The sequence below is a fragment of the Bradyrhizobium sp. SMVTL-02 genome, from assembly GCF_051853005.1.
Classification (GTDB): Bacteria; Pseudomonadota; Alphaproteobacteria; order Rhizobiales; family Xanthobacteraceae; genus Bradyrhizobium.
This window is the reverse complement of record NZ_CP182469.1, coordinates 2,915,181-2,938,063: the sequence shown is the minus strand read 5'-3', so window position 1 is coordinate 2,938,063 and position 22,883 is coordinate 2,915,181. Positions and strand designations below refer to the sequence as shown.

Here is a 22,883-nt window from a genome sequence, read left to right as displayed (position 1 = left end):
CTATTCGCTCCGGCTCGCCAGCGCGTTGACGGCGGCAACGCTGATCGCGGAACCGCCGAGGCGGCCCTCGACCGTCAGCGCCGGTACGGGTGGATCGGCCATCAGCGCGGCCTTGGACTCGGCGGCACCGACGAAGCCGACCGGACAGCCGATGATCGCCGCCGGCCGCGGGCAGTTGCGATCCTCGAGCATGTTGAGAAGATGGAACAGCGCGGTCGGCGCATTGCCGATCGCGACGATCGCGCCGTCGAGATGCGGCCGCCACAGCTCCAGCGCCGCCGCCGAACGGGTGTTGCGCATGGACTGGGCGAGTGCGGGGACGCGTTCATCGCCGAGCGTGCAGATCACGGCATTGTCCGCCGGCAATCTCGCGCGCGTGATTCCTTCCGAGACCATGCGCGCATCGCACAGGATCGGCGCGCCCTTCTGCAGGGCGGCGCGCGCGGCGGTCGCCATGCCTGGCGTAAAGCGAATATGCGCTTCGAGGCCTACCATGCCGGCGGCATGTATCATCCGCACGACGACCTCCTCCTCATCGGGTGTGAAGCGGGCAAGATCGGCCTCCGCGCGGATGGTCGCAAAGGACTGCCGGTAGATCGCCGCGCCATCGGTCTCGTAAACGTGCGGCATCAATGCCCTCCGATCAGGATGGAGGGATTGCCGACGATGTCCTCGTGGTTCAATCCACGCAGGACGGGCTCGTCGCGCGTCGACCCGCCACGCACGAGATCGAAGCCCGCGCCGGTCGCGACCAGCGTGATCGCAGCGTCACCGGAATGCGCGCAGCCCTTGGCGCAGCCGGAGACATGAAGCCGTGCGGCAGAGCCAATGTTCGGCGCAAGCGCGGCTGCCAGCGCGCGGGTATCGGCGTGGGCCTCGCGGCAGCTCGGCGCACCGCTGCACGCAATGACTCGCAGCGCCGGGTCATGGGCCTCGGTGATGAGGCCGGCGGCGGACGGCATGGTCCGCTTGCCTTCGCTCAAGACCATCCGCCATGGCGTCATGCGCAGCGCGTGTCCGCAACCGGCGAACTGGTTGAGCATCGCATGCGGCATCTGTCCGAAGGCGACCCCGACCAACGCGCCATACGGATAGAGGCCGGGACGCGCCGCGGCCACGACCGGTGCGGGTTCAGCCTCGCCTCGCAAAGCCTCGGGCAATACCGCACCAGCTGCGAGATGCGCGGCCATGCGGCCTCGCCCACCCCTGGCACCGCCTGATGTCACGAACCAGCTTGCGAGCGCGAGCGCAGCGGCTACGGCCTCGCCGCGTGCGACAGAACGGCCGTGCTTGGCGCCATCGGCCCGCACCAGCAGCCCGCCGGTGCGATCGCGCTCGATCCGCACGTCAGCGGAATCGCCGGCGAGCACGCGCGAGGTACCGTCATCGACGGCGAAGCCGAATTTGGTCGGGAGCCCCAGCGAGCACGCCTCGAGGGCCTCTTCGAGCTCGGCGACAAGCGCCTGGGTCTCGTCGCCCGCGCGCCAGAACGGTGTCACCAGGATGTTGCGCCGGGATTCGGCGTCGGGGTCCGGATCGAGCAGCGCAAGTTGCGCGAGGCCCTCGACCAGCAGCCGGTGGCTGCTTTCGCTGACGCCCCTGATCTGGAGATTGGCGCGGCTGGTGACGTCGATCAGGCCGTTGCCGTGGCGTTCGGCCAGATGGGCAAGTCCGGAGATTTGCGCGGTATCCAGCCGCCCGCCGAACGGGCGCACGCGGACGACGAGCCCGTCGCCCGATTGCATCGGCCGCAGCGCCCCCGGGCACCAGCCCTTGACCATGGCCGCGCTCATGAGGCCTCCTTGAGCGCCGCCGCGATCGAATTGCGGCGGGTCCGCCAGAGTGAGGCCTCGTGCAGGCGCGCGAAGCAGGTCTCCATCGCCGCGAGCCCCGCCGGATTTTCGCGGGCCATGAACGCGCTGACGTCCTCGTTGCCGAGCGTTGCGTCGTAGTAGAGATCGAACAGATGCGGTGGCACGGCGCCCGCCAGATGCGCGAAGGCGGCCATGTGCTCCAGCGTCGCGGTGATCTCGGCGGCGCCACGAAAACCGTGGCGCATCATGCCGGCGATCCAGGCCGGATTGGCCGCGCGCGCACGGACCACGCGCGAAATCTCCTCGGTCAGTGTGCGCGCATGCGGCTGGTCGGGGCGCGTTGCGTCGAGATGATAGAGCGATGGCGCGGTCCCGCCGAGCTGCGCTGCGGCGGCCGCGATCCCCGCTTCATGCGCGGCGTAATCGGCGGCCAGCAGGAGATCGGTTTCCGGCAAGTCCTGGACGTGGACGAAAGCATCGGCCGATGCGAGCCGTTGTTCGATACCGGCACGATCGGGCCTGATCTCGCCGTCGGCGGAGAATGCCCAGCACGATGCCGAGAGCCAGGCTTCGCCGGCGGCCTCGCGCGTCTCGGACGTGAAGGCATCCGGGATCGCCGACAGGCCGACGCCATATTGGCCGGGGCGCGGTGCGAAGACGCGGGAGGTGCGGTGGCGATACGGATTCTCATCGCCCTCGTCCTCGCGCCCCGCGAGCGCCTCGGCGGCGGCTTCGAACAATTGCGCAAGGCCTGCGAAGACATCGCGGAACAGGCCCGACACGCGCAGGGTGACGTCGATGCGGGGGCGGCCGAGCTCGGCCGGCGCGATGATGTCGTAACCCGTGACGCGGCCGGAGGCGTGATCCCAGCGCGGCGCAAGACCGGCCAGATGCAGCGCCATGGCAAATTCCTCGCCCGCTGTGCGCATCGTCGCCGAGCCCCAGAGATCGACGACGAGGCCCTTCGGCCAGTCGCCGTGATCCTGCAGATGGCGCCGCAGCAGCTCCTCGGCAAGTCTTGTCCCCTGCGCATGCGCCGACGGCGTCGGCACCGCGCGCGGGTCGACGGCAAAGAGATTGCGCCCGGTGGGCAAGACGTCCTGACGGCCGCGATAGGGCGAGCCCGACGGCCCCGGCGCAACGCGATGCCCTGCAACCGCAGCACGCAGCGCATCCCGCTCCGCCCCGCCGCAGGCGCCGCGGCCGAACACGTGCAGGCCGTCGCCGAACTGGCTTTCCTTGAGATCGCAGACGAAGCGGTCGATGCGCGGGATGGCTTCGGCCGGTGCGGCCGATGCATCTATGCCGAGATCGTTCTCCAGTCCTGCTCCGCGCGCCTCGTCACGGATTGCCGCGATCAGGCGCTGGCGGCGGGCGGGATCGAGGCCGTCGGCGGTCGAATATTCGTCGAGGAGCCGTTCGAGCCGGCGCAGGCCTTCCGGCACTGCGGATGCTGCGAGCGGCGGCGGCAGATGGCCGATCGTCACCGCGCCGATGCGCCGCTTGGCCTGTGCGGCCTCGCCGGGGTCGTTGACGATGAAGGGATAGATGACGGGGAGATCGCCGATCAGGGCTTCCGGCCAGCAGCCCGACGACAGCGCAACGGATTTTCCGGGCAGCCATTCCAGCGTGCCATGCGCGCCCATGTGCACGACGGCATCAATCCCCTGTCCGTGGAGCCAGAGATAGAACGCGACATAGGCATGGCGCGGCGTGCGGGCGAGATCGTGATAGTCGGCATCGCGCGTGGTTGTATCGCCGCGCTCCGGCTGAACCGCGATGATCGACTTTCCGCACACGATGCCAGCGAAGTGAAACGCGCCGTCGCGGCAGCTCGGATCACTTTCCGGCGCGCCCCAGGCTCGCGCGAGATCATCCTGCAGCGATTGCGGCAGGCGCGCGACCGCGTCGCGATAGTCGGCGAGGCTCCAGGTCAATTGCTGCTCGAGCAGCGTCTCGCCGAGCGCATGGACCGGCGCGACGTCGAATCCGGCTTCCGCGAGATCAAATACCATGGCTTCGACCGACGCCAGCGCATCGAGACCGACCGCATGCGCGATCTGGTGGGGACGGCCCGGATAGTTCGAGAGCACGATCGCAATGCGCTTCTCGACGGCCGGTGTCACCGCCAGCCGCCGCGAGGCCGCGACGCGCGCGGCAACGGCCGTCACGCGCTCCTCATCGGCCCTGTGGGCCAGATGCGAAAATTGCAGATCGGGATCGCGCTCCGCCGCTGATTTGAAGCTCACCACGCCGGTGAACACGCGGCCGTCGACCTCCGGCAGCACCACATGCATCGCGAGATCGCCGGGCGAGAGGCCACGGAGCGATTCCGCCCAGTCCTCACGCCGCGCCGTCGAGAGCGCGACCTGGAATACCGGACAGATTGCGGCCTCGAACGGCGTCGTGCCATCCTCGCCAACCGCAGAAAACGCCGTCGCATTGACGATGGCAGCCGCCGGATTTTGCGCGAGATACGCGCGCAGCCAATCGGCAACGCCCGCGGCCTTCAGCGAGGTGACGAACACGCCATGCGCGTCAAAGCCCTTTTCGCGCAACGCCGCGATCAGGGCATCGACGGGTCCGGTGTCCGCTGCGGTGAGATAGGAGCGATAGAACGTCACCAGCGCGTGCGGCTTTCCTTCCTCCGCGACCGGCGCCGGGATGACGCCGCGCGAGGGATCGTAAAAGCCCATCTCAGGAACGATCATCTCGCCGACGACCGGACCCGCATAAAGCCCCGAGGCGAGCGCGAGCTGTGCAATCGCCGCTTGCGCCGCGACGGGCCCGCCGTTGTCGCAGAGCACCTTGAGCCGCCGCAGCGTCGACACCGGCAAGGTCGAGTACACATCGAGCCGGGAGTCGTCGCGGCCGTCGGCGGGCAGCACGGCCAGAACGATGCCGCGATCTTTGGCCAGTTGCTGGAGCGCCGCGAGGCCATACGGCCAATAGGATTCGCCGCCGATCAGGCGCACCAGGATGCCGCGGGCCTGCGACAGCGTGCGCTCGATATAGGTATCGACCGAGAGCGGATGACGGAGTTCGGCGAGATTGGCGAGCCGCAGCGACGGCAGGCTGTCACGGCCACGCCGCCAGCCGGCCGCAAACGCGGCAAGGTCGGAATCCGAATACGAGAGCACCACGAGATCGGCCGGATCCTGGCCGATGTCTCTTGGCGTCGCGGTCTCCTCGAGACCGCGGCTCTCGCGGAAGACGACGTGCATCAGATACCTAGTCCTGACCTGATCGCGGTCTCGTCGATATCGCCATGCTCGCCGATCACGACGAGCTTTGACTGCCTGAGACCCGCGCCCCAGGGTCGGTCGAACTGGTGGCGCACGCGCTCGCCGACCGCCTGCAGCAGCAGGCGCATTGGCTTGCCGGCGACGGCGATGTAGCCCTTGGCGCGCAGCACGTTCTGCTCGCGCGCGAGACGCTGGACGGAAGCGACCAGCGCATCGACATCCGAAACCTCCGGAAGATCGATCACGACCGAGGCGAAATCATCGTGCTCGTGCTCCTCCTCGCCATCGTGATGCGACGGACGCGCGGCGAGATCGTTCTCGGCAGCCGCGCCGAGACCGAGGATGACGCGGGCATCGATCGCGCCGTCGGTGACGGGCAGCATCGGCACGCGGCGCGGCATCTCGGCGGTGATCGCCGCCTTGGCGGCTTCGATGCCGGCACTACCGGCGAGATCGGCCTTGGTCAGCAGCACGATGTCGGCGCAGGCGATCTGGTCCTCGAACACTTCCGACAGCGGCGTCTCGTGATCGAGATTCTCGTCTGCTGCGCGCTGCGCCTCTACCGCATCCGGATCCGGCGCGAAGCGGCCCGCGGCCACCGCCTCGGCATCGGCGAGCGCGATGACGCCGTCGACCGTGATCCGCGAGCGGATCTCCGGCCAGTCGAACGCCTTCAGCAGCGGCTTGGGCAGCGCCAGACCCGAGGTCTCGATCAGGATGTGATCGGGCCGCACCGGCCGCGCCAGCAGTTGCTCCATGGTCGGAATGAAATCGTCGGCGACGGTGCAGCAGATGCAGCCATTGGCGAGCTCGACGATGTTCTCTTCCGGACAATTGGCATCTGCGCAGGACTTCAATATTTCACCGTCGACTCCCGCGCTGCCGAACTCGTTGACGAGCACCGCGAGCTTCTTGCCGCCCGCATTGCTGAGCAGATGCTGGATCAGTGTCGTCTTGCCGGAGCCGAGGAAACCGGTGACCACCGTGACAGGGACTTTTGCGAGCGAGTTCATTCGGCGGCCTCCGGCACGACGGGAATGGGGGGAATGCGGGCAAGCGACTGCTTGCGGAAGATCTCGGGACGGCTGCGCCAAGGCACGAGGCCATCTGGCGCGGCCGCATAGGCCACAGCGCCAGCGACGACGTCCTGCGCGTTCGCATCGGACAGGCGGCCATAGACATAGGACCAACGGCCGGGCGCGCTGAGCGCGACAGAGCAGCCCTGGCTGCAGGCCGACAGGCATTCGACGGGAACCACGTTGACGCCCTCGGGCACGCCCGCCTCGAGGATCGCACCATGCAGGCGCTTGCCGGGCGTGGTCTCGCCCTCACCAAGCGTTTGGCCGGCGCGGCAGGTGATGCAGACGTGAAGTGTGACGGTCATCGCCTCTTCCAGGATAATCAGCGGGAGGCGATGAGGCGCGCGGACCATACTCCTGAAGGCCCGCTTCCCCGTCGCGGAACACCCCGTCCGCCGGTCCAAAACTCGTCCGCGCTGGCAGGTCTCCCGGCTTGCGGAGCAGGGTTTTGGCCCTTCGATCCCCGCCTTCCCGATCCCCGCGGGAATCAGTGGCTTTGGGCATCTCTCCGATCACGGTCGCGGGGGCGGCTGCATTTTGGACCCAAATCTTGCCGATTCGGACCCTATCGCATTCCCTCTTCGCCTGTCATAGGACAGGAACCAACGCCGGGCCACCATTTGCCCCCGGCCGCCTCTTGTCAAGCCGAAGGACCCGATCCGATGACGCCTGAACCGGATACCCAGACGGCCGATGAAACCGACGCCCGGCACGCCCAGAAGATGGCGAAGAAGAAGGCCGCCCGCGACAAGATCATGGCGACCAAGAGCGGCGAAAAGGGCCTCATCATCGTCCACACCGGCGCGGGCAAGGGCAAGTCCTCCTCCGCCTTCGGCATGATCGTCCGCTGCGTCGCCCATGGCTTTCCCTGCGCGGTCGTGCAGTTCATCAAGGGCGCCTGGGATACCGGCGAGCGGCGCCTGCTCACCGGCCATTTCGGCGAGCTCTGCCAGTTCCACGCCATGGGCGAAGGTTTCACCTGGGAGACGCAGGATCGCGCCCGCGACATTGCCGCCGCGCGCGCCGGCTGGGACAAGGCCAAGGAGCTGATCCTCGATCCGAACCTGCGCATGGTGGTGCTCGACGAGATCAACATCGCGCTGCGCTACGACTATCTCGACATCGCGGAGGTCGTGGAATTCCTGACGACGCAGAAGCCTCCGATGACGCATGTCGTGCTCACCGGGCGCAACGCCAAGGACGAGCTGATCGAGATCGCCGACCTCGTCACCGAGATGACGCTGGTGAAACATCCGTTCCGCTCCGGCATCAAGGCGCAGGCCGGCGTCGAGTTCTGAATTCGATGGCGCGCGCATTGATGATCCAGGGGGCCGGCTCGGACGTGGGCAAGTCGCTCGTCGTCGCCGGCCTTGCGCGCGCCTTCGCGCGGCGCGGCCTGCGTGTGCTCCCGTTCAAGCCGCAGAACATGTCGAACAACGCGGCCGTCACCGTAGATGGCGGCGAAATCGGTCGCGCCCAGGCGCTGCAGGCCCTCGCGGCCGGCGTCGAGCCACACACCGACATGAACCCGGTGCTGCTCAAACCCGAGACGGATGTCGGTGCGCAGGTCGTTGTCCACGGCACGCGCATTGCGACTGCACGTGCGCGGGAATATGCGGCGATGAAGCCCTCGCTGATGGGCGCCGTGCTGGAGAGCTTTGAGCGGCTGAAAGCGCGGGCCGACCTCGTGCTGGTCGAAGGCGCCGGCAGCCCCGCCGAGGTCAACCTGCGCAAAGCCGACATCGCCAATATGGGCTTTGCGCGCAAGGCCGACGTGCCCGTCGTGCTGGTCGGCGACATCGACCGTGGCGGCGTCATCGCCCAGCTCGTCGGCATCAGGACGGTGATCGACCCCGACGATGCCGCGATGATCCAGGGTTTTGTCATCAACAAGTTCCGCGGCGATCCCACGCTGTTCGACGACGGCTACAAGCTGATCGCGCAGAAGACCGCCTGGCGCGGCCTCGGCGTGCTGCCCTGGTTCGCGCGTGCCGGCGAGCTTCCGGCCGAGGACGCGCTGGGCCTGAGCGATGCGCGCAAGCCGGGCCAATGCAAGATCGCCTGCCTCGCGCTGTCGCGGATCGCCAATTTCGACGATCTCGACCCGCTCAAGCTCGAGCCCGGTGTCGATCTCGTGATGGTGCGCCCGGGGGACGCGATCCCCGGCGATGTCCGTCTCGTCATCATCCCTGGCTCAAAATCCACCCGCGGCGATCTCGCCTTCCTGCGCGCGCAGGGCTGGGACATCGATCTGCTCGCGCATCACCGCCGGGGCGGCCATGTGCTTGGCCTCTGCGGCGGCTATCAGATGCTCGGGCGCGGCGTCGCCGACCCTGAAGGCATCGAAGGCCCCGCAGGAGACACCCCAGGCCTCGGGCTTCTCGACGTCGCGACGGTGATGAGCTCGCAGAAGACGCTGACGCGCGTCTCCGCGGTGCACGCGGCGACCGATCAGCCGATCGAGGCCTACGAAATCCACATCGGCCGCACCGACGGGCCCGATCGCGTGCGGCCCTTCGCGAAGCTGAATGGCGAGCCGGAAGGCGCGATCTCCAGGGATGGCCGCGTGCAGGGCAGCTATCTGCACGGTCTCTTCACGTCCGATGCTTTCCGCAAGGCGTATCTGGCGAGGCTCGACATCCCCGCGGGCGAAGAGCCCTACCACGTCAGGGTCGAGAGCGCGCTCGATGCCCTTGCCGACCACGTCGAAAAGCATCTCGACGTCGAAGGCCTGCTCGGGCTAGCGCGCTAGAACCTCGCCAAGGCGCGTCCATTCCGATTCGCTACCGGCAAGCCCGAGCCGCAACCATGTCGGCTTCTGCGCGAACACGCGCGACCAGATGTAAGCCCGCGCCAGCTTGTCCTGCGCGGCCAGCGCGTCAGACGTCTCGTAAAGGCGAGACAGCGGCGTGCCGCCAATCAGCGCCCAGCCTTGCGACTGCACCATCGCGTCGAGCCTTATGCTGTCGCGCACGAGCCGCGCCGAGGTGGTCTCGGCCCAGGGATCGTCACGCAATGCGCGGCAGCCGATTTCGATCGCCGCTCCCGAGACCGGCCACGGGCCCGATGCTGCCGCGAGCCTGGCGACATCGGCGGCATTCCCGATCGCAAATCCAAGCCGGAGGCCGGCAAGACCATAGAATTTGCCGAAGGAGCGCAAGATCAGCAGTCCCGGCCGATCTGCGTCTGACGCGAGCGACACTTGCGGAACGGCATCGGCAAAACTCTCGTCGATGACGAGACGGCCAACGCGCGGCAGCAGTGCCAGCAAATCCCTAGCCGCATAGTTTCGGCCATCGGGATTGTTGGGATTGACGACGATGGCGAGATCCGCGCTGACCAGCGCGCCAAGTTCGCTGACCTCCTGCACATCCCAGCCGGCTGCCGAGAGCACTCCGGCATATTCATTGTAGGTCGGCGCGAGGATGCGCGCGCGGCCAGGTGACGCGAGTTGCGGCAGCAATTGAATGGCGGCTTGCGCGCCGCCTATCGCAACGAGCGGTGCACTCGTGCGGTAAGCGTGCCGCGCCGCCTGATTCAACGCCTCGATCTCAGCCCGCGACGGCAGCGCAGTCCACGCCCGCGCGCTCACCTCGCCGACGGGATAGGGCACCCGGTTGATCCCGGTCGACAGGTCGATCCAGGCCTCCGCGCGGCCGCCAAACCGCTGCTGGGCCAGATCCAGATTTCCACCGTGCTCGCGCATGCCCCGTTGTTTCACGCGAAGGCCAGGATCGCAAGGACGCCGGCGAGCAGCAGCATGGCGCGGCGGTAGACCGCCAGCCCCCCGCCGATGTCGGCGGGATTCGGATCGCGCGCGCCTTCGTTGAGCCAGGGCTCCTTCGTGACGCTGCCATGATAGATGCGGGGGCCGCTGAGCCGGACGCCAAGCGCGCCTGCCATCGCTGCTTCCGGCCAGCCGGCATTGGGCGAGCGATGGCGACGCGCATCGCGCGTCATGCACGACAATGCTTCGGACGGTCTTGGTGCCAGCAGCACGAACAGAAACCCGGTCAGCCGTGCCGGAATGAAGTTGGCGACGTCGTCGATACGCGCCGCGGCCCAACCGAAGGCCTCGTGCCGTTCGCTGCGATGGCCGATCATGGAGTCCAGCGTGTTGATGGCCTTGTAGCCGAGAATGCCGGGCAGTCCAAACAGCGCGCCCCAAAACACCGGCGCCACGATACCGTCGGAGGCATTCTCGGCGAGACTCTCGATCGCGGCGCGCGCGATGCCGGCTTCGTCGAGCGCCGCGGGATCGCGGCCGACGATGCGCGACACGGCCTCGCGTGCAGCGGCGATGTCGCCGGCCTGCAAGGGTCTCGCGACGGCGGCAACGTGATCATGCAGCGAGCGCAGCGCGACCAGTGGCCAAGCGAGCACCCCCACCAGCACGACCTGGATCCAGCCCGAAGCAAGCAAGAACTGCAGCATCCAGCCAAGTGCGATGGAGAGCGCAATCGCCAAAAGCGCTCCCACACCACCCGCAGCGCGTCGAAGTGCCGGCGGATCGGAGGCGCGATTCCAGCCGGTATCGATCGCGCCAATCAGGCTACCTAGCCAGGACACGGGATGGCCGATCCGCGCGAACAGCCACGACGGCCAGCCCAAAAGGGCATCCACCGCCATCGCCACCATCATCGCGCCCGCCAAACCCACATAGACCTCCTGTCCTGCCCCTGTTGCGCAAAGCGAGGGGCGAGCGCAAGCCCCTGGCGGCCCGATTTCGGCTTTGTCTTTGGCCTCGTTTGGTGATTAGTGCTGCCGGCAGGAGACTTTCATGGCCGTCATTCTGATCACCGGCGGAGCGCGATCGGGCAAGAGCACGCGGGCGGAAGCGCGTGCGCGCGCCTTTCCGGGACAGCCCGTCTATGTCGCGACGGCTGAGGCGCTCGATGGCGAAATGCAAGCGCGCATCGCCAGGCACCGCGCGCGGCGCGGAACCGACTGGATCGAGCGCGAGGTGCCGCTGGATCTCGTGCCCGCTCTGCTCGCAACCGATGGCGGCGGCGCAAGGCTCGTGGACTGCCTGACACTGTGGCTTTCCAACCTGATGCATGCGACGCGCGACTGGGAGCGCGACGTGAGAGAGCTTGCCGGCGCCCTGCCCCGCCTGAGCAGCCCCATTGTCTTCGTGACCAACGAAGTCGGCCTCGGCATCGTGCCCGACAATGCGCTGGCGCGCAGCTTCCGCGACGCCGCCGGGATCATGAACCAGATCATCGCTGGCGTCGCCGACGAGGTCGAGTTCATCGTCGCCGGCCTGCCGATGAAATTGAAATGATGCCGCGCGCCGAACTTTTTAAAGACCTCGTTGCCGATCTCAGGATGGCGGCGTCGTTCGTGACGATCCTCCCCGTGGCATCGTCGAAGCCTGCCGCTGACGGCACCGTCGCGCGCGCGACCTGGGCGCTCCCCGTGGCCGGACTGATGGTGGGCCTTTCCGGCGCTATGGTCTACGAGATCGCCATCCGCCTCGGGCTGACACCGAACCTTGCCGCCCTGCTTGCGCTCGCCACGACCACGCTCATCACCGGCGCGCTGCACGAGGACGGCCTCGCTGACACCGCCGACGGGCTCGGTGGCGGCCGCACGCGCGAGCGCAAGCTGGAGATCATGCGCGACAGCCGGATCGGGACTTACGGTATTTGCGCGCTCATCCTGTCGTTCAGCCTGCGCTGGAGCGCGCTCGCGGCGATCTCCGGTCCCTTCGCCGTCACGCTGGCGCTGTGCGCTGCGCATGCTGCGGCGCGCGCGGGCGTCCCGGCTTTCATGTCGCTGGTGCCGCCGGCGCGACCTGATGGCCTCTCCGCCAGCGCCGGATCACCGCCGGGCCGCAGCGTCGCCATTGCCTTCGCGATTGGAACGCTCGTGCTCGCCCTGGCGTTGGGGCCGGGCAAGGCACTGGTCGGCCTGATCCTGCTCTCTCTCGCCGGGCTGCTGCTGGCGCGGCTCGCCATCCGCCAGATCGGCGGGCAGACCGGCGACATTCTCGGCGCATTCGAGCAGATTGGCGAGATCCTGATCCTGCTGGTCGCCGCGGCCTTCCAGACGGGACGCTGATCTCATGGTCGAGTTCGACGACACCTTCCGCCGGCACCTGCGCGAGTTGTTCGTGTGGCGACGCGACGTGCGCCGCTTTCGCGGCGATCCGCTGCCCGAGGGCGCCATCGATCACCTGATCGAGACCGCTTGCCTTTCGCCCTCGGTCGGCCTGAGCCAGCCCTGGCGCTTCGTCATCGTCGACGATCCCGCACGGCGCCGCGACATCATCGACGATTTCAAGGCATGCAACGCGGATGCACTCAATTGCTATTCCGGAGAACGCGCTGCACGCTATGCTACGCTGAAACTGTCGGGTCTCGAACAGGCGCCGGGCCACCTCGCCGTGTTCGCGGACAAGGCCAGCGACATCGGCCACGGCCTCGGCCGCGCCACGATGCCGGAGACGACGGAATATTCCGTGGTCGCGGCGATCACCGCAATGTGGCTCGCCGCGCGCGCGGAAGCCATCGGCCTTGGCTGGGTGTCGATCCTGAACCCGGATCGCATTCACGCCATTCTCGACGTGCCTGAGGCCTGGAAGTTCATCGCCTATCTCTGCATCGGCTATCCCGAAGTCGAATGCGACCAGCCCGAGCTGGAGCAGGCGAAGTGGGAACACCGGCGCGGCGCGGACGAATTTACGCTGCGGCGTTAAGACCGCACTCTCCTCCGTCATTGCGAGCCGGCTTGTCCGCCGAAGCTCGAAGAGCGAAGGCGGAAGCGAAGCATTCCAGAGTCTTTCCACAGAGGGATTCTGGATTGCTTCGTCGCAAGGGCGCCTCGCAATGACAGTGGAGAGGCACTCGCCGGACGCCGAATTGGAGCGATGACCGCGCTGGTGGTCGGCCGTTATCCAACCAGCGACTCTTTCGGCGCGCGGGAATACGGTATCGGGCTGCGCATGGCTGCGAATGAGCATTCACAAGCGCTTTTTCATCAATTGTGGTCGCTAGCCTTTCGGGATATGCACAGCGTCAGGGACAACTTCTGCGAAACATTTCATGACTGAGCGGCCCGCTCCTGCCCGCGTGCCGGCGGTCGGCCGCCGCGATCTCCTTCGCCTGGCGGGCGCAACTGCTGCGGGATGGCTCGGGCTCGGCGCAAGGCGGGATCGCATGCGGATCGTCGCAACGCTGACGGCATTGCCGCTCGAGGACGAGCTGACCAAAAGAAGCATGACTGAAGCTGCGACCACGCGGCTTGGCGGGCTCATCGCGGGCCTCAGGCAACGAGGCTGGGTCGAAGGGGTCAATTTCCGTTTCGAGATCCGGTCGAGCTTCGGCGGACCGGACAGGTTGAAGACCGCCGTGCGGGAGCTCATCGATCTCGGGCCGGATGTCATCCTGACCGGCTCGACCGGGGCAACCGCGGCAGTGCTGGCGGCCACAAAGACCATGCCGATCGTTTTCGCGACCTCCAACGATCCCGTCGGCAACGGCTTCGTCGAGAGCCTCGCCCATCCCGGCGGCAACGTCACGGGCTTCACCAGCAGCACCGCCGAGATGGGCGGCAAATGGCTTCAGCTCATCAAGGAGGCCGTGCCGGACATGACGCGTGCCGGCGTCCTGTTCAATCCGGCGAGCACGGCTCGCGCCGGGCGCTTCTTTCTCGACTCCCTCGAGCAGGAGGCCGCGACAACAGGGATTGACGTGGTCCTCGCCCCCGTCGGTAAGGCAGCGGAGATCGATGCGGCGATAAGCCGCTTTGCCGAGCCGCCAAAGGCCGCGATGATCTCGCTCGTCGACAGCTTCCTGGTGGTCAACCGCCAGGCGATCGTCGCGGCAACGGCGAAGTACCGCGTCCCGATGATCTATCCGTTTCACTACTTCATGGATGCGGGCGGACTGTTGAGCTACGGGCCGACGCTGGAGGTGCGCTCGGCCGACTATGTCGACCTGATCCTGCGCGGCACCATGGCGGGGGACCTGCCAGTGCAATCGCCGCGCAAATACGAGCTCCTGATCAATCGCACGGTCGCCCTCACGCTGGGATTGACGATACCATTCACGCTGCTCGCGCGCGCCGACGAGATCCGCGAGTGAACGAGCAGGTCGGCCAGGGACATTTGCCCACGCCTCGCGGCCGGCTGTTCCGGAAATATCTCTACTCGATCGTCGCGCTCGCCTTTGCCTCGCTCGCCATCAACACCGGTTTCGACGTCTGGTTCTCCTATCGCGAGCAGAAGCAACTCCTCGCGGCGACCCAGCGCGAGCAGGCCGCAAGCGCCGCCATCCAGATCGGCCAGTTCATCGGTCAGATCGAGAACCAGATCAGATGGCTCTCGCGCCTGCCTCCGGAGCTGTCGACCAACGAAGACGATCGCCTGAACGCCATCCGCCTGCTGCGCCTCTCGCCCGCGATCGCGGAAATTGCCGAGCTCGATGCGCAGGGCCGCGAGCAGGTGCGGGTCTCGCGCCGCGTCGCGGACAGGGTCGGCAGCAAGGCCGACCTCTCCACCTCGCCGGCCTTCCGCGGCGCCAATGAAAGTCGCGCCTATTACGGGCCCGTGTACTTCTTCGGCGACACCGAGCCGTTCATGACGCTCGCCACACGCGGGACCGGCCGCCAGCCCAATGTGGTCGTCGCCGAAGTCAATCTGCGCTTCATCTGGGACCTCGTCGCCGGAATCAGGGTCGGCAACACCGGCAAGGCCTATGTGGTCGACCGCACCGGGGTCTTGATCGCGCATCCGGATCTGTGGCCGGCACTGCGCCGCAGCGATCTCTCGGGACACGCTGACGTGCGCGCCGCGCTCGACGGTGTGGGCCCGCCCTCCAGCGGCTTGGTCAAGGAGGATCCGTCGGGCCAACGCGTTCTCTCGACTTACGCGACGGTGCCCTCGCTCGGCTGGCTGGTGTTCGTCGAGCTTCCGCTCAGCGAGGCCTATGCCCCGATCTATGCGTCGATCGGACGTTCCACGTTTCTTCTGGTCGCCCTGCTTGCCATTGCGGTGCTGGTGTCCCTCTGGCTCAGCAGGCGCATGACGGTGCCGATCCAGATCCTGACGCAGGGCGCGCGGCGGATCGGAAGCGGCGATCTCGGCCTGCGGCTCGCGATCAGGACCGGCGACGAGTTGGAGGCGCTCGGTGAGCAGTTCAACCGGATGGCGGCTCACTTGCGCGATTCCTATGCCACGCTCGAGGGCAAGGTGATCGAGCGGACCTCCGAGTTGGAGAGGGCGCGTGATCAGGCCCTGGCCGAGCACGATGCTGCCGAGCGCGCGCGCAGCATTGCCGTGCAGGCCAACGAGACCAAATCGCGCTTCCTTGCCGTCGTCAGCCACGAGCTGCGCACGCCGCTGAACGGCGTGATGGGCGTGCTGCAACTGCTCGACGACGGCAGCCTTGGCGAAGTGCAGCGGCGCCACCTCGCCACCGCCGCCGCATCGGGCGAAACACTGATCGCACTGGTCGATGCGATCCTGGAATATGCGCGCCTCGAGGCAAGCACCGAGACGCTGGAGACGCGCGACTTCCGCCTCGACCAGCTGATTGAGGCCGCCGCCGACCTGATGCGCCCGCAGGCCTTCGACAAGGGACTGACCTTCGATCTCGCCAGCGACGCGACGGTCAACATCTCCGTGCACGCCGATCCCGTCAGACTCAACCGCATCGTGCTCAACCTGATCGGCAACGCAATCAAGTTCACCCCGCGCGGTGGGATCGTTTTGACGGCGGCCGCCGAACAGCTCGATGATCACGTCCTGCTGCACATCACCGTTCGCGATACCGGCATCGGCATCGCGCCCGACATGCATGAGCGGATTTTCGAGGACTTCGTCCAGGCCGACGACAGCATTGCACGGCGGTTCGGCGGCACCGGTCTCGGACTTGCGATCGCGCGCCGCCTCACGCGCCTGATGCGGGGCGAGTTGACGGTGGAGAGCACGCCGGGCGCCGGCAGCACCTTCACGCTTGACGTGCCGCTCGGCCGCGCCGCGAGCGGCATCGCGCAAGGCGCGCTTCCGACTCCATCACGGCAGCTCAGCGTGCTGCTGGTCGACGACGATGCTGTCAATCGCGAGGTCGGCGAAGCCATTCTGAACCGGCTCGGCCATCGCCCTACCCTTGCCGGGAATGGCGCCTCCGCGGTCGCACTCGCCCGCGAGCAGGCGTTCGATATCATCCTGATGGACCTGCACATGCCTGACGTGAACGGTGTCGAGGCGGCCTTGAAGATCGGCAAGCTCGGCTTGCCGAAGGTGCCACGCATCATCGGCGTGACCGCCGACGTCTCCACCCTCGCCCGCGAACGACTCGCCGGGGCTGGCATCGCCAAGGTCATCAGCAAGCCGATCCTGATCAATGCGCTGCGTGAGGCGATCGAAGACACTCAGGACGAGCCGGCCGCCGCGCAACTCGCCGCGGGCGCATTGATCGACCGGCATTTCCTCGACGACCAGAAAGCGCTGCTGGGCGCGGCACAGATCGCAAGGCTCCATCATCTGCTGCAGGAGACTAGCGTCAGGCTGATCGAGGACATCAACAGCGCCGCCGCTGCCGGCGATCGCAAGCAGCTCGCGCGCTCCACGCACCAGCTCGGCAGCGCCGCCAGTGCGCTCGGCCTCGTCCGCCTGTTCGAACGCTGCCGCGAGGTCGAGCTGGCGGCGCCCTCGATGATCCCGCCGGAGTGGCAAAGCGTCGCGCGCGAGCTCGCCGCACTTCGGAAGGCCTCGATCAGCGCGCTGGACGATCTCCTTGCGCCGGCCAGGCGGCGCGCGGAGATCGGCGTTAACCATCGCTGACGGTTCCAGCCTGAGCGACATCGCTTCGAAGTTTCTTAAAGTTTTGCTGGGTACCTCTTCCATGCATGGTGACCGGGGGAAAGACATGAGTAAGCGGGCCAAACGTGGAAAGGCGGAGACGCTCGCACTGCCAATGGCCGCGAGAGTTGCGGTTGGCGTCGTGGCCGTCGCCGCATTGGGGTACGGTTTGCTGGCGCGCCCGGCGAGCGTGCAGCCGGCACGGAAGCCGTCCGCATCCGAAGCCCAGGCGTCGTCAACCCCGGTCTACGTGGCACCTCCAGTTCATGCATCCGCGCCGGCGCCGGCCCCGATTCCAGCCCCGGCGCCTCTGGTCGAGCCGCCAAGAGCCGACGCTGACGTTCCCGGAGCATTGGTTCGGCAGGTGGTTGACTACGCCAGCCGCCAGACACCGGGCACCGTGATCATCGATACCAAGAACACATTCCTTTATTTCGTTCTGAACGACACGCAAGCACTGCGCTACGGCATCGGTGTTGGCCGCGAGGGTTTCACATGGTCCGGTGAGCAGACTGTGGCCCGTAAGGCAGAATGGCCGGATTGGCATCCGCCTGCGGAGATGGTCTCGCGTCAGCCCTATCTGCCGCGGTTTATGGCAGGCGGCCCCGGCAATCCGCTCGGCGCACGGGCGATGTATCTGGGCGAGACCGAATATAGAATTCACGGCACCAACAAGCCCGATACGATCGGGAAGCGGGTTTCGTCCGGTTGTATCCGGCTGATCAATGAGGATGTCGTGGACCTTTATGAGCGGGTGAAAGTCGGAGCGAAAGTGATCGTGCTTCCGGCGACCGCTGCCCCTCGACCATCCCAGGGAGCGCCCGACGCCGCTTCCCGATCGCCGGATCCGGCATCGCCGTCGAACCGGCCCTCCGCAACGAACGCGCTGAAGCCGTCATCCGGACCGAAGATCGCCGAGGCCCAGTGACTCGGTCCTCGGTCTGCAACTGATGACAAGGCGGTTCAAGCCGCCGCTTTCAAGTCAGCGCGTGGCCACGGCTCCATCCTCCCGACCAAAACGCTCGACCAGAAAATCGATAAACAGGCGCACCTTCACGGACAAATGCCGTGTCGGCGGATACACCGCATAAAGCGCGAGCGGCGGCGCCGAATAATTGTCCAGCACCGTCCGCAGCTCGCCTTTCCTTAAAGCGTCCGCCGCGATGAACTCGGGCAGCAGGGCCAGCCCCCTGCCCTTGATCGCGACGTCGCGCAGCACTTCGGCATTGTTGACGCAGAGCGACCACGCCGGCTGGATCCAGTGATCGCCGTCGCGGCCTGTGAGCTTCCACTGATTGCCCGTGAGCAGGAAGCCGTAGGTCAGCGAAGCATGCTCGCGCAGATCCTGCGGATGTCTTGGCGTGCCGCGACGCGCGAGATAATCCGGTGAGGCGCAGATCATCCGCGGCACGGGCACGATCCTGCGCGCGATCAGGCTGGAGGATTCCAGCTCCGCGATCCGCAACGTCACGTCAAAGCCGTCCTGGACAGGATCGAGCAGATCGTCGCTGAGCACGATCTGGAGCTGAAGCTCGCCATAGCGCGTCATGAAATCGGCAAGCACCGGCCCGAGCCGCATGGTGCCGAACGACATCGGCGCATTGACGCGGAGCAGCCCTCGCGGCGCTGATTGGGCCTGCGTCACCACCTGATCGGCGGCCTCGATCTCCGAGAGGATCACGACCGCACGCTCGAAATAGCGCTGGCCGCTCTCGGTCGGGCTGGCATGGCGGGTGGTCCGGTTCAGGAGCTGGACGCCGAGGCTCTCCTCGAGGTCGGCGATGTATTTGCTGATCGCCGAGCGCGATAGCCGCAGCTGCCGGCCCGCCTCGGCAAAACTGCCGCTTTCGACCACTTTGACGAAGGCCCGGAGGCTGGCGAGCTTATCCAAGACCTGGCTCCGGCGATTGTTTCCAAATCGTAGACATAGCCGTCATAATTGCATGGATTGTCTCCAATCCAAAGCGGAACAATATTTCCGGCCAGAGCAAGACCGCTCCCCGAGCTTTGGAGGACGACAATGTCTGGACTGCACCACGTGACCGCGATCGCCGGCGACCCCATCCGCAATTTCGGCTTTTACACCCGGGATCTCGGCCTGCGCTTCGTCAAGAAGACGGTCAACTTCGACGATCCCGGCACGTATCACTTCTATTATGGCGACGAGACCGGCCGCCCCGGCACCATCCTCACCTTCTTCCCCTGGGCCGGCGTTCCCGCCGGACGCCGCGGCGTCGGCGAGACCCATCAGACCGCCTTCCGCGTGCCGCAGCGTTCGCTCGGATACTGGACGCAGCGCTTCACCGAGAAGGGCATCGCGTACCAGGCATTGGAGAAGCGATTTGGCGAATCCGTCCTGCCCTTCACCGATCCTGACGGCATGGCGCTCGCCCTCGTCGGCGTCCCCGGCGCCGAGAACGAGCCCGGCTGGAGCAATGGCGACGTGCCGGCCGAGCACGCGATCCGCGGTTTCCACGGCGTGACGCTGCTGCTCGACAGTGCCGCGAAGACGGCGGCGGTTCTCACCGACGTGTTCGGCTTCAAGGAGACCGGACGCGAAGGTTCTGTGATCCGCTTCAAGGCCTCCGGCGATGTCGAAGGCAGCGTCGTCGACATCTATGAGGCCAAGGGCTTTCTGCGCGGGCACCAGGGCGGCGGCTCGGTGCATCACATCGCCTTCCGCGCGGCTGACGATACCGAGCAGGGCAAGATGGCGCAGAAGCTCGTGAGCAATCACGGACTGCACCCGACCGAGCAGAGGGACCGCAACTACTTCCGGTCGATCTATTTCCGTGAGCCCGGCGGCGTGCTGTTCGAGATCGCGACCGACATCCCTGGCTTCGCCGTGGACGAGCCGGTCGCGACGCTGGGACGTGACCTGAAGCTGCCAAGCTTCCTCGAGCAGCATCGCAAGCAAATCGAGGACGTGCTGCCGAGCCTGGAAGAAAGCGTGTCATGACCGAGACTTCATTCATCCATCGCTTCGAGCCCGCGGCCAGCGCGGGCTCACCCCCGCTCCTGCTGCTGCACGGCACAGGCGGTGACGAGAACGACCTGCTCGGACTCGGCAAGATGATCTCGCCCGGCTCCGCCCTGCTCTCGCCGCGGGGCCGCGTGCTCGAGCACGGCATGCCGCGCTTCTTCCGCCGCCTCGCGGAAGGCGTGTTCGACGAGGAGGACGTGCGCCGGCGCGCGCTCGAGCTCGGCGACTTCGTCGCGGACGCGCGGCAACGCTACGGCATCGCCGCGCCTGTCGCGGTCGGCTTCTCCAACGGCGCCAACATCGCAGCCGCGCTGTTGCTGCTGAAGCCGGACGCGCTTGCAGGCGCGGTCCTGCTGCGCGCAATGGTACCGCTGTCGAATCCGCCCAAAGCGCAGCTCGATGTTAAACCTGTCCTCCTCCTGTCCGGGCAGGCTGATCCGATCGTGCCAGCGAGGAACTCGGCGCAGCTCGCCGCGCTGCTGTCGCAAGCCGGCGCCAGCGTGACGCACAAGGTCCTGCCGGCCGGCCATCAATTGTCGCAGGCCGACGTGACGCTCGCTCGCGACTGGATCGGCAGGGTCGCCGCCGAAGCAGCCTGACATTCTGCGAACGGCGCACCGTTGGTCGCGGTGCGCCGGATCGCGATCCCCACGAGCGACCTTCCCTCGCGCCTGCGCAATCGGGCACCACTCTGCCGGTAATTTCCGCTTGCCCACTTCCATGCTGGCGCGTCTCTCCGACGACGACATCCGCGCACGCGTGCCCGCGACCTATCCAAAGCTGCCGCGGAACTCGCCGCAGAATTTCAAGCAGGTGATCGCCCGCCTCGACGAGATCCGCCGCACCGGCGTGTCGGAGGCGGCCGATGAATCCATCGAGGGCGTCGGCTCGCAAGGCTTTGCGCTCAAGAGCGGCGAGACCGGCGAGATGATCGGCATCGCGGTCTCCTATTCCGTCCAGGCGACCACCGCCGCCAACGCGCCAATGTCCGCCGTGAGCTCGCGGCGATGGCCGCGAAACTGCGACGACTGACCGGCGATCCGCTCGCATCTGCCCGCGGCGGCGTAGTTGAACATCAAAATGGAAAAACAACCCCATGCACAGTAGCCGGGGACAGCGAGATCAACGGCTTGCACGGGCAGCCCAAGAGGCGGTTTGACTCGTCGGGCAAAACGGCGGTATATTGCTATTATTCCGAAACCTCTGCCCTTCTTTCTCCCCTTTTGTGGGAGAACGTAACGCGTGATGCATCGGGCACCCGCGCCGGTCCTTACGAGCCGGCTCGCCCTGAGCGAAGCCGTTCGTGCCGACCAAAGAGTGGCTCACTTCGGGGGCTCAACGACTGTTTTTGTTGATCCGTCCGGCGCTGCCTGCATCCCTGGTGGGCTTTGACCTTGCGGGCTTTCCGGCTGCGCACCACCTGATCTTGTTTCAAGAGGTCCGGTCCAACCTTGCGGCTGGAGTTGACCTTTTTCTTCCGGCGCCGAGCGCCCGGTTGGCGTGTTCAAGTCTTGCTTCGGCTCGACTTGCGCTGTCGCAAATCCGCACGACAAGGCCCAGCAAATCGTCGTTATCAGAACGGTCCGCACGGCGACCTCCGCTTGGCTGAATGCAATAAACGGGCTGGGCCATCCTTCAGTTCCTTATTGCCATGCGGGCGAACGACCGAAGCAAACGGTGTCCGCGTTCCGCGTCAATCACGTCGTTCCACCTCCGCCAACCCTTCAGATCTACCCCGACGAACGCACGATTCCGGAGGCGCCTGCACCACTGACAGGCGGCATTGGACGAGGCACGGAAGAGGCCGCCGGCTGGGAGGCGTCACCCCTCGTCTTTGCGGACGGGTTCTTTGGCTTTGCGGCCCGGGAAAGTACCGCGAGCCGGCGGCATTCCCGCGATTGCTCGCTCCAACTCCAGGGCGATCGCCCGGTAGCGAGCCAGCAATCTCGTGAATGTGTCGCGCTTGACCTGGTTCTTGGCAGTCTTCTGAAGCCGCTCGCATTCGGCGATTTGCGCGCGGAGCAGCTCTAGCTGGGTCTGCATTTCCTTCATTGCTTACTCCCCGCGAGACCGCAAAGCTGACAAATCAACCCACCCGAATTTAATCTAGATTCGGGTTGGACGGCACCAAGTCGAGGCCGCGAGCCAATTGGGACAATCTCTCTGACAAATCGCCTCCCGGGCGTGGAGGTGCGACCAGAAGTGGCGTCAATCGCCGCCGGAGGCGCGAGTTCTGTTCGACGCGCCAACCATGAGGCCACGGCGCGCCATTCCAGCTCGGCCACCTCGGGCCGATGTCGGCGCATTTTCGCGTTGGTTGATCTGGATCAAGCCAACCAAAACCTGATTCAGGAGGATCGATCAGGCAACGCGCAGGGGCCCGGGATGAGACGTTGGGCGGGGCTTGTCATCGCAGCACTCGTGATCGCCGGATCGCGGTCGAGCGATGCCGCCGTGCGGATCACGCACGATCGAGGCGGATCGATCGGGAAGTACATAGACAAGTATGAGCGGCTGCGCGCTTCAGGCCAGCGTGTCGTCATCGATGGATTCTGCGCGTCGGCTTGCACGATCGTCCTGGCGACCCTGCCTTCCGAAAGGATCTGCGTGACGTCGCGGGCCGAACTGGCGTTCCACGCCGCATGGGATATTGGTCCTCGCGGACGGGCTGTCACGAACGCCGGCGCGACGCGTATGATGTATCTCATGTATCCCGCGCCGGTGCGACGCTGGATCGCCCATCGCGGCGGCTTGACGCCACGAACCATATTCCTCCGCGGAAACCCGCTGCAGGCGATGTATCGCTCGTGCCGATCCTGAGCCGCGGGACAACAGCTCGAGGCGCCGGCCCAAGCGTTCGCCTCTTATCGGGAACAATCGGCGGCGAGAAAGCTGAGAGGAGGCGGAACCATGAGCTTCCTCCTGACGGTGAGGCGCCATCGATCCGCTGGCTTA

The 22,883-nt window shown here is 66.5% G+C and carries 22 protein-coding genes and 1 riboswitch; of the genes, 13 read left to right on the top strand and 9 right to left on the bottom strand.

Annotated elements, in window-relative coordinates; all coding sequences use genetic code 11:
- From ACNJYB_RS13635 to ACNJYB_RS13615, 5 genes are read right to left on the bottom strand one after another with little or no spacing between them, the layout of a single operon-like run.
- Positions 1 to 630, bottom strand: a complete 630-nt coding sequence (locus ACNJYB_RS13635; protein ID WP_439374434.1) for a precorrin-8X methylmutase — start codon at positions 628 to 630, stop codon at positions 1 to 3.
- Positions 630 to 1,793: a precorrin-3B synthase gene (gene cobG / locus ACNJYB_RS13630; RefSeq protein ID WP_439374433.1), complete on the bottom strand. Its 1,164-nt coding sequence runs from the start codon at positions 1,791 to 1,793 to the stop codon at positions 630 to 632. The genes ACNJYB_RS13635 and cobG overlap by 1 nt, the downstream gene beginning before the upstream one ends.
- Positions 1,790 to 5,038: a cobaltochelatase subunit CobN gene (cobN, locus tag ACNJYB_RS13625; protein ID WP_439374432.1), complete on the bottom strand. Its 3,249-nt coding sequence runs from the start codon at positions 5,036 to 5,038 to the stop codon at positions 1,790 to 1,792. Before cobN ends, cobG begins: the two co-directional genes overlap by 4 nt.
- Entirely contained in the window at positions 5,038 to 6,072 is a 1,035-nt protein-coding gene (cobW, locus tag ACNJYB_RS13620) for a cobalamin biosynthesis protein CobW (RefSeq protein ID WP_439374431.1), read from the bottom strand. The genes cobN and cobW overlap by 1 nt, the downstream gene beginning before the upstream one ends.
- Positions 6,069 to 6,443, bottom strand: coding sequence for a DUF1636 family protein (locus tag ACNJYB_RS13615; protein WP_439374430.1), 375 nt, complete (start codon positions 6,441 to 6,443; stop codon positions 6,069 to 6,071). The genes cobW and ACNJYB_RS13615 overlap by 4 nt, the downstream gene beginning before the upstream one ends.
- A gap of 96 nt (positions 6,444 to 6,539) precedes the next feature.
- Positions 6,540 to 6,760, bottom strand: a riboswitch (cobalamin riboswitch).
- Between the two features lie 40 nt (positions 6,761 to 6,800).
- On the opposite strand from ACNJYB_RS13615, the gene cobO reads away from it, so the two are divergent.
- On the top strand, positions 6,801 to 7,436 hold the full coding sequence (cobO, locus tag ACNJYB_RS13610; RefSeq protein ID WP_439374429.1) for a cob(I)yrinic acid a,c-diamide adenosyltransferase: 636 nt from the start codon (positions 6,801 to 6,803) through the stop codon (positions 7,434 to 7,436).
- A 5-nt stretch (positions 7,437 to 7,441) separates the two neighbouring features.
- Entirely contained in the window at positions 7,442 to 8,890 is a 1,449-nt protein-coding gene (locus ACNJYB_RS13605) for a cobyric acid synthase (protein ID WP_439374428.1), read from the top strand.
- Here ACNJYB_RS13605 and cobD read toward each other — a convergent pair.
- A complete protein-coding gene (gene cobD, locus ACNJYB_RS13600) occupies positions 8,879 to 9,844 on the bottom strand; it encodes a threonine-phosphate decarboxylase CobD (RefSeq protein ID WP_439374427.1) in 966 nt (321 codons plus the stop codon). The two genes, ACNJYB_RS13605 and cobD, sit on opposite strands and share 12 nt — an antisense overlap.
- A gap of 11 nt (positions 9,845 to 9,855) precedes the next feature.
- Positions 9,856 to 10,797 (bottom strand): adenosylcobinamide-phosphate synthase CbiB, encoded by a 942-nt coding sequence (gene cbiB / locus ACNJYB_RS13595; protein ID WP_439374426.1) that lies wholly within the window; start codon positions 10,795 to 10,797, stop codon positions 9,856 to 9,858.
- Positions 10,798 to 10,918: 121 nt separating this feature from the next.
- On the opposite strand from cbiB, the gene cobU reads away from it, so the two are divergent.
- From cobU to ACNJYB_RS13560, 7 genes are all read left to right on the top strand, one after another.
- The gene (cobU, locus tag ACNJYB_RS13590; protein ID WP_439374425.1) at positions 10,919 to 11,422 is read left to right on the top strand and encodes a bifunctional adenosylcobinamide kinase/adenosylcobinamide-phosphate guanylyltransferase; all 504 of its coding nucleotides are present in this window, start codon (positions 10,919 to 10,921) and stop codon (positions 11,420 to 11,422) included.
- Positions 11,419 to 12,201 carry an adenosylcobinamide-GDP ribazoletransferase gene (cobS, locus tag ACNJYB_RS13585; RefSeq protein ID WP_439374424.1) on the top strand — a complete coding sequence of 261 codons (783 nt, stop codon included), beginning with the start codon at positions 11,419 to 11,421 and terminating at the stop codon, positions 12,199 to 12,201. Before cobU ends, cobS begins: the two co-directional genes overlap by 4 nt.
- A 4-nt stretch (positions 12,202 to 12,205) precedes the next feature.
- Complete coding sequence (gene bluB / locus ACNJYB_RS13580) at positions 12,206 to 12,838, top strand: 5,6-dimethylbenzimidazole synthase (protein ID WP_439374423.1); 633 nt, start codon at positions 12,206 to 12,208, stop codon at positions 12,836 to 12,838.
- A 171-nt stretch (positions 12,839 to 13,009) separates the two neighbouring features.
- Complete coding sequence (locus tag ACNJYB_RS13575) at positions 13,010 to 13,192, top strand: hypothetical protein (protein ID WP_439374422.1); 183 nt, start codon at positions 13,010 to 13,012, stop codon at positions 13,190 to 13,192.
- Positions 13,185 to 14,225 (top strand): ABC transporter substrate-binding protein, encoded by a 1,041-nt coding sequence (locus tag ACNJYB_RS13570; RefSeq protein ID WP_439374421.1) that lies wholly within the window; start codon positions 13,185 to 13,187, stop codon positions 14,223 to 14,225. Before ACNJYB_RS13575 ends, ACNJYB_RS13570 begins: the two co-directional genes overlap by 8 nt.
- Entirely contained in the window at positions 14,222 to 16,927 is a 2,706-nt protein-coding gene (locus ACNJYB_RS13565) for an ATP-binding protein (protein WP_439374420.1), read from the top strand. The genes ACNJYB_RS13570 and ACNJYB_RS13565 overlap by 4 nt, the downstream gene beginning before the upstream one ends.
- Before the next feature lie 85 nt (positions 16,928 to 17,012).
- On the top strand, positions 17,013 to 17,873 hold the full coding sequence (locus ACNJYB_RS13560; RefSeq protein ID WP_439374419.1) for a L,D-transpeptidase family protein: 861 nt from the start codon (positions 17,013 to 17,015) through the stop codon (positions 17,871 to 17,873).
- Between the two features lie 54 nt (positions 17,874 to 17,927).
- Here the strand turns inward: ACNJYB_RS13560 and ACNJYB_RS13555 are convergent, their stop codons facing one another.
- The gene (locus ACNJYB_RS13555; RefSeq protein ID WP_439374418.1) at positions 17,928 to 18,836 is read right to left on the bottom strand and encodes a LysR substrate-binding domain-containing protein; all 909 of its coding nucleotides are present in this window, start codon (positions 18,834 to 18,836) and stop codon (positions 17,928 to 17,930) included.
- A 129-nt stretch (positions 18,837 to 18,965) separates the two neighbouring features.
- On the opposite strand from ACNJYB_RS13555, the gene ACNJYB_RS13550 reads away from it, so the two are divergent.
- The 3 genes from ACNJYB_RS13550 (at position 18,966) to ACNJYB_RS13540 (ending at position 20,960) form a co-directional block, all read left to right on the top strand.
- The gene (locus ACNJYB_RS13550) at positions 18,966 to 19,904 is read left to right on the top strand and encodes a ring-cleaving dioxygenase (protein WP_439374417.1); all 939 of its coding nucleotides are present in this window, start codon (positions 18,966 to 18,968) and stop codon (positions 19,902 to 19,904) included.
- Positions 19,901 to 20,527, top strand: coding sequence for an alpha/beta hydrolase (locus tag ACNJYB_RS13545; protein ID WP_439374416.1), 627 nt, complete (start codon positions 19,901 to 19,903; stop codon positions 20,525 to 20,527). Before ACNJYB_RS13550 ends, ACNJYB_RS13545 begins: the two co-directional genes overlap by 4 nt.
- 109 nt (positions 20,528 to 20,636) lie before the next feature.
- Positions 20,637 to 20,960, top strand: coding sequence for a hypothetical protein (locus ACNJYB_RS13540; protein ID WP_439374415.1), 324 nt, complete (start codon positions 20,637 to 20,639; stop codon positions 20,958 to 20,960).
- 789 nt (positions 20,961 to 21,749) lie between these two features.
- Here ACNJYB_RS13540 and ACNJYB_RS13535 read toward each other — a convergent pair.
- Positions 21,750 to 21,980, bottom strand: a complete 231-nt coding sequence (locus ACNJYB_RS13535; protein WP_439374414.1) for a hypothetical protein — start codon at positions 21,978 to 21,980, stop codon at positions 21,750 to 21,752.
- 333 nt (positions 21,981 to 22,313) lie between these two features.
- Here ACNJYB_RS13535 and ACNJYB_RS13530 point away from each other — a divergent pair, with 333 nt between their 5' ends.
- Positions 22,314 to 22,748, top strand: coding sequence for a hypothetical protein (locus tag ACNJYB_RS13530; RefSeq protein WP_439375544.1), 435 nt, complete (start codon positions 22,314 to 22,316; stop codon positions 22,746 to 22,748).
- Positions 22,749 to 22,883: the final 135 nt, after the last annotated feature.

What these genes read in the sequence shown, in the direction of transcription:
- ACNJYB_RS13635 (WP_439374434.1), bottom strand. Translation starts at nt 630, where the DNA reads ATGCCGCACGTTTACGAGACCGATGGCGCGGCGATCTACCGGCAGTCC.
- cobG (WP_439374433.1), bottom strand. Translation starts at nt 1,793, where the DNA reads ATGAGCGCGGCCATGGTCAAGGGCTGGTGCCCGGGGGCGCTGCGGCCG.
- cobN (WP_439374432.1), bottom strand. Translation starts at nt 5,038, where the DNA reads ATGCACGTCGTCTTCCGCGAGAGCCGCGGTCTCGAGGAGACCGCGACG.
- cobW (WP_439374431.1), bottom strand. Translation starts at nt 6,072, where the DNA reads ATGAACTCGCTCGCAAAAGTCCCTGTCACGGTGGTCACCGGTTTCCTC.
- ACNJYB_RS13615 (WP_439374430.1), bottom strand. Translation starts at nt 6,443, where the DNA reads ATGACCGTCACACTTCACGTCTGCATCACCTGCCGCGCCGGCCAAACG.
- cobO (WP_439374429.1), top strand. Translation starts at nt 6,801, where the DNA reads ATGACGCCTGAACCGGATACCCAGACGGCCGATGAAACCGACGCCCGG.
- ACNJYB_RS13605 (WP_439374428.1), top strand. Translation starts at nt 7,442, where the DNA reads ATGGCGCGCGCATTGATGATCCAGGGGGCCGGCTCGGACGTGGGCAAG.
- cobD (WP_439374427.1), bottom strand. Translation starts at nt 9,844, where the DNA reads ATGCGCGAGCACGGTGGAAATCTGGATCTGGCCCAGCAGCGGTTTGGC.
- cobU (WP_439374425.1), top strand. Translation starts at nt 10,919, where the DNA reads ATGGCCGTCATTCTGATCACCGGCGGAGCGCGATCGGGCAAGAGCACG.
- cobS (WP_439374424.1), top strand. Translation starts at nt 11,419, where the DNA reads ATGATGCCGCGCGCCGAACTTTTTAAAGACCTCGTTGCCGATCTCAGG.
- bluB (WP_439374423.1), top strand. Translation starts at nt 12,206, where the DNA reads ATGGTCGAGTTCGACGACACCTTCCGCCGGCACCTGCGCGAGTTGTTC.
- ACNJYB_RS13575 (WP_439374422.1), top strand. Translation starts at nt 13,010, where the DNA reads ATGACCGCGCTGGTGGTCGGCCGTTATCCAACCAGCGACTCTTTCGGC.
- ACNJYB_RS13570 (WP_439374421.1), top strand. Translation starts at nt 13,185, where the DNA reads ATGACTGAGCGGCCCGCTCCTGCCCGCGTGCCGGCGGTCGGCCGCCGC.
- ACNJYB_RS13560 (WP_439374419.1), top strand. Translation starts at nt 17,013, where the DNA reads ATGAGTAAGCGGGCCAAACGTGGAAAGGCGGAGACGCTCGCACTGCCA.
- ACNJYB_RS13550 (WP_439374417.1), top strand. Translation starts at nt 18,966, where the DNA reads ATGTCTGGACTGCACCACGTGACCGCGATCGCCGGCGACCCCATCCGC.
- ACNJYB_RS13545 (WP_439374416.1), top strand. Translation starts at nt 19,901, where the DNA reads ATGACCGAGACTTCATTCATCCATCGCTTCGAGCCCGCGGCCAGCGCG.
- ACNJYB_RS13535 (WP_439374414.1), bottom strand. Translation starts at nt 21,980, where the DNA reads ATGAAGGAAATGCAGACCCAGCTAGAGCTGCTCCGCGCGCAAATCGCC.
- ACNJYB_RS13530 (WP_439375544.1), top strand. Translation starts at nt 22,314, where the DNA reads ATGAGACGTTGGGCGGGGCTTGTCATCGCAGCACTCGTGATCGCCGGA.